A 4,048-nucleotide genomic window follows, 5' to 3' on the forward strand; every position below is an offset into this window, starting at 1 on the left:
ATGCCACAGACTGGAGCCAGATCGTCGCCCTCTACGACCAACTCCTCAGGATCCGCCCCACCGCCCTCGTCGCACTGAACCGAGCCGTCGCCATCGGCGAACTCAACGGGCCTGGCGCCGGCCTCGATGCGCTAGACGAGATGCATGCCGAGGCCTTGGCCGACTACCAGTCGTTCCACGCCGCGCGAGCCGACCTCCTCGCCCGCGCCGGTCGGCGACGAGAGGCCCGCGACTCCTACGACCAAGCCATCCAGCTGTCCAGCAATCCAACCGAGCGCGCATTCCTGGAACACCAGCGAGCGCGGGCCGAGCCCTGAGGACCCGACCGACGCGCGATCTCCTCCGACGGGATGATCATCCGTGGTCCGCGTCCCCGATCCTCACTGAGTCGAGCAGCTTCGCGGGTGTCCACAATCGCGTCGGTTCGGGGGCATGCATATCTTTACCAGCCGATGGTCCCTCTGACCCACGCGAGATCCGGCACGACGATTGGTCTCCGGCGTCGTGGAGGTCCGATCAAGGTAACGCGCGTTCTGGAGCACGTAGCCGAGCGCATCCGTGCCGATAGCGGGTGGGTTCCCGGTCGGGCGTTGCCGAGGGAGACCACTCACCCGAGTAGCGGGGGAGGTCGTCGTGAACGTCGTCCCATGGTGCGGCTTGGTCGACGTAGGAGCGGAACTGAGGTCCGATGTGGGGGTCGGTGTCGAAGGCTCCGAGGCGGATCGACTCGAGCGGGCCGTGCGGCCACTGCCCGCCGAACAGGCTGGAACCGCAGAGTTCGCAGAACGCTTGACGGCGCCTTTGTGTCGCTCGTTCACGGCGAGTCGGGCTTGGTGCGGTGGTAGTAGGTGCGGGACTTGGCGCGGCTGCCGCAGTCGGCCATGTCGCACCATCGGCGGCGTCCGTTTCGGCTCTGGTCGTCGAAGAGCCAGTCGCATGCGTCGCAATGCCGGAGCCGGTCATGTCGCTCACCGGTGACGACGTCGGCGGCGTCGACCACGACCGGGGCGAGTCGGTCGATGACGCCGGTCGGTGGAGCCCAGGTCCAGGCGAGGTCGTGTGGATCCACTCGGCGACGCACCACGGCGGTGGCGAATCGGGAGTTCAGCTGCTCGACCGCGTCCTTCGGGGGCCGTTCGCCGAAAGCGAGCGGCGTGATCGCCGCAGCCAGTTCATCGCGTAACTCACGCGCCCTGTCGACATCGCTGTCGCTGGTCGCCTCGTGGGCCGCGAGCCCGGTCGCGTCGCACCATCGGTCGAGGTTTGCAGGCGATGACAACCAGTCGTGGCGGCGTTCGGTGTCCGGCCAGCTCACCGTGTTGATGAAGTCCAGCGACAGCCGACCGCCAATCAGCTTGTAGGTACCGTCGTAGCCGTCCGGATCGAGATCGAGCGGATCCATGGAGGCACCTTACCACCTAGAACGAGTTGACAGGTGAGAAGAATCCCGTATCGTTCTAACCACTATGAGTACAATAGACGGTGAGAACGGAGTGTTGGCTCGGTCGAACCCGAAGGCGCCGATCGTCGAGCGGGTGCCGTCACACCTGTGGTTCGTCGGATCGGCGATCTTCCACTATCTCGGCCCTGCGTTCGCCGTGCTGATGTTCGCACGGGTCTCCGTCGGCGGTGTCGCGTGGATGCGGATCGTGTCCGCCGCGATCGTCTTCGCCCTCTGGCGGCGGCCGTGGCGGATCATCCCAGCCCTCGACTGCACCACCCGCCGACTGATCGTCGCGCTCGGCGCCGTGTTCGCGGTGATGAACTACAGCTTCTACCACGCCATCGACGACCTCCCCCTGGGCACTGTCGCAGCCATCGAGTTCGTCGGACCCATCGCCCTGGCACTCATCGGCAGCCGCACCGCCAGAAACCTCGCGGCGCTCGCCCTCGCCATCGGTGGCGTCTGGTTGCTCACCGACGTTCGCGTCGAAGGAAGCGCCACCGGCTTCGCCTGGGCATTCGCGAACGGTGTGCTCTTCACCGCCTACATCGTCCTCGCCCACCGCATCTCACGAGCCAGCGCCGACACCAGCCCGATCGACCGACTCGGACTCGCCATGATCGTCGCCGGCATCGCCATCACCCCGCTCGGACTCGCCGACGCCACCACAGCGTTCCTCGACCCGATCGCACTCGCCGCAGGCATCGGCGTCGGACTCAGCTCGTCTGTCATCCCGTACGTGTTCGACCAATTCGCCATGACCCGGCTTCCCCGATCGACCTACGCCCTCTTCGTCGCACTGCTCCCGGCGACGGCCGTCGTCGTCGGCGTCATCGTCCTCGCCCAGATCCCCGCCACCGTCGAGATCGTCGCCGTCGCACTCGTCATCGCTGGCGTCGCCGTCCATCGAGAACACAACCACGCATAACCGGCAGTAGCCGTTTGATTCTTCGACGGGGGCCAAGACGGGTCTCGTGATCGGATGCGTCCGATATTCGCGACGTCGCTAGGACTCAGCTGATCTAGATCTTCCTAGCCAGGCTTGTCGAATACGCCCTGGATGAACACCGTGCGCCCGGCGTCGGTGTTGCGCCCGGAGTTGCTCATCTTGACGGCTGCCTGTTCTCCCAGCACGAGATGCATTCCAAGCGGAGGAGGGGCGCTGGAGCCGCTCGCACCCGACGCTTGCGCCTTCGCCTGCTGTGCCTTGCGCGCCGCCACGATGTCGGCGGTAATGTCGCGCCAGGTGCGCTCCAGGAGACCTGCGCCGCGGATCAACCCGCGGAGGGATTCCGCATCGGCCAGATGGCTCTGGTTGGGGCGGCTCGCCCATGGGACCGGAAGCTCGATCGGCTCGCCGTTCCCTGCGCAGATTTCCTGGCAGACGAACAGCCCGCCCGGCCTGAGTACCCGGGCGATTCCGGAATACAGGCGGCGCTTGTCCCGGATGTTCATCTGCATTTGTATCGTCCACACCACGTCGAAGCTCGACGCGGCGAACGGAAGATCCAGGGCATCACCCGCCTGAAAGCGGGTGCGATCGGACAACCGCGTCATCCGAGAAAGGGCGTTGGCCACCCTGCAGAATTCGGGCGAGAGATCGATGCCTGTCGCGTCGCAACCCAAAGTTGCGGCGAGGTAACGCGCCGGGCCGCCCAACCCGCTGCCCACGTCGAGCACTCGGGATCCTGGCGGAATCTTTGCAAGCTCCACCAATGTGCGCGTGGCCGAACGTCCCGCGGAGTGAAACTCGTCGGCCGGCGCGAGATCTTCCTGCGTGACCGAGTCCAGGTCCTTGCCGAGCGCTTGCAACCCCGCCACGATTCGCGGCAGAAGTCCGTCCGGCTCGTAGTGACGAAGCATTTCCTCGTGCGACTCGCCCATGGACGCAAATCCTGCGCGGATTTCGGGGAGCCGTCAAGTAAGCGCTTGCTCCCACCACCCCGTCACCTGCCCTCGTCCGGCAGGAGGGGATTCTCTGAAGCGGCGGCGCGGGAGGGCCAGTTCCAGTGGTCACTGCACGGTGAGGGCAGTGTAGAGGTCGGTGGGTGATTGGTTGTCGAGGCCGCGCCGGCGGACGTACACCCCGAGCTACCCCACCCGTCGCCGCCACACGAACTCTTGGCAGAACCAGCAGGTGCCGGACGGTCCGTCCCAGCAACGCTAATCGTCGCCGAGCAGCAGCTTCCGATACCTGGACTTCAGGTCCTCCTCTGTGGCTCCCAGCGCGTATGCCGGTGACCGCAGCGACCGAACCCTGGCGACGGCGATGATGACGACCGCCCGAACTCTCGCCTGCGCCTCGACTGTGCCACGGTCCTCGTAGAAGCTCACGCCGCGCTCGAACACTGATCCGCCACGGTGGACGACTGCGGTTCCAGCGAATCGGTAGCCCCGTCGGATAAGCGGGTCGACGACATTGATCTCCACGGACGGATTCCTTTCCAGGTTCGCCGACGTGTTCGGCGAAGCGATGTCGACGAATACCAGGTGGTCGTCGTCCCATGCCGCAAGGGTTCCCTTCGGCGACAGATTCGGAGTGCCGTCGGCGTTGATCGTTGCGACGAAGCCGAGGCCAGCGTCGACCATTTGGCGCATCTCGTC

General features: G+C 65.8%; 4 protein-coding genes and 1 pseudogene. 2 read left to right on the top strand and 3 right to left on the bottom strand.

What is annotated here, in order from left to right; translation table 11 throughout:
• Positions 1 to 317: pseudogene (locus WBV89_RS18835) on the top strand (RNA polymerase sigma factor); the annotation flags it as partial.
• 497 nt (positions 318 to 814) lie between these two features.
• On the opposite strand, the gene WBV89_RS18840 reads toward WBV89_RS18835, so the two are convergent.
• On the bottom strand, positions 815 to 1,402 hold the full coding sequence (locus WBV89_RS18840) for a CGNR zinc finger domain-containing protein (protein WP_423982866.1): 588 nt from the start codon (positions 1,400 to 1,402) through the stop codon (positions 815 to 817).
• Positions 1,403 to 1,466: 64 nt separating this feature from the next.
• On the opposite strand from WBV89_RS18840, the gene WBV89_RS18845 reads away from it, so the two are divergent.
• Entirely contained in the window at positions 1,467 to 2,372 is a 906-nt protein-coding gene (locus WBV89_RS18845; protein WP_423982867.1) for an EamA family transporter, read from the top strand.
• 104 nt (positions 2,373 to 2,476) lie between these two features.
• Here WBV89_RS18845 and WBV89_RS18850 read toward each other — a convergent pair whose 3' ends face one another.
• Together WBV89_RS18850 and WBV89_RS18855 are read right to left on the bottom strand one after the other, a co-directional pair.
• The gene (locus WBV89_RS18850; protein ID WP_423982868.1) at positions 2,477 to 3,328 is read right to left on the bottom strand and encodes an SAM-dependent methyltransferase; all 852 of its coding nucleotides are present in this window, start codon (positions 3,326 to 3,328) and stop codon (positions 2,477 to 2,479) included.
• A gap of 279 nt (positions 3,329 to 3,607) precedes the next feature.
• Positions 3,608 to 4,048: pyridoxamine 5'-phosphate oxidase family protein (locus WBV89_RS18855; RefSeq protein WP_423982869.1), on the bottom strand; the 441-nt coding region annotated here is incomplete at its 5' end.

It is taken from the genome of Ilumatobacter sp., assembly GCF_049588435.1.
In the GTDB taxonomy this organism is placed as follows: domain Bacteria; phylum Actinomycetota; class Acidimicrobiia; order Acidimicrobiales; family Ilumatobacteraceae; genus Ilumatobacter_A.

What these genes read in the sequence shown, in the direction of transcription:
- WBV89_RS18840 (WP_423982866.1), bottom strand. Translation starts at nt 1,402, where the DNA reads ATGGATCCGCTCGATCTCGATCCGGACGGCTACGACGGTACCTACAAG.
- WBV89_RS18845 (WP_423982867.1), top strand. Translation starts at nt 1,467, where the DNA reads ATGAGTACAATAGACGGTGAGAACGGAGTGTTGGCTCGGTCGAACCCG.
- WBV89_RS18850 (WP_423982868.1), bottom strand. Translation starts at nt 3,328, where the DNA reads ATGGGCGAGTCGCACGAGGAAATGCTTCGTCACTACGAGCCGGACGGA.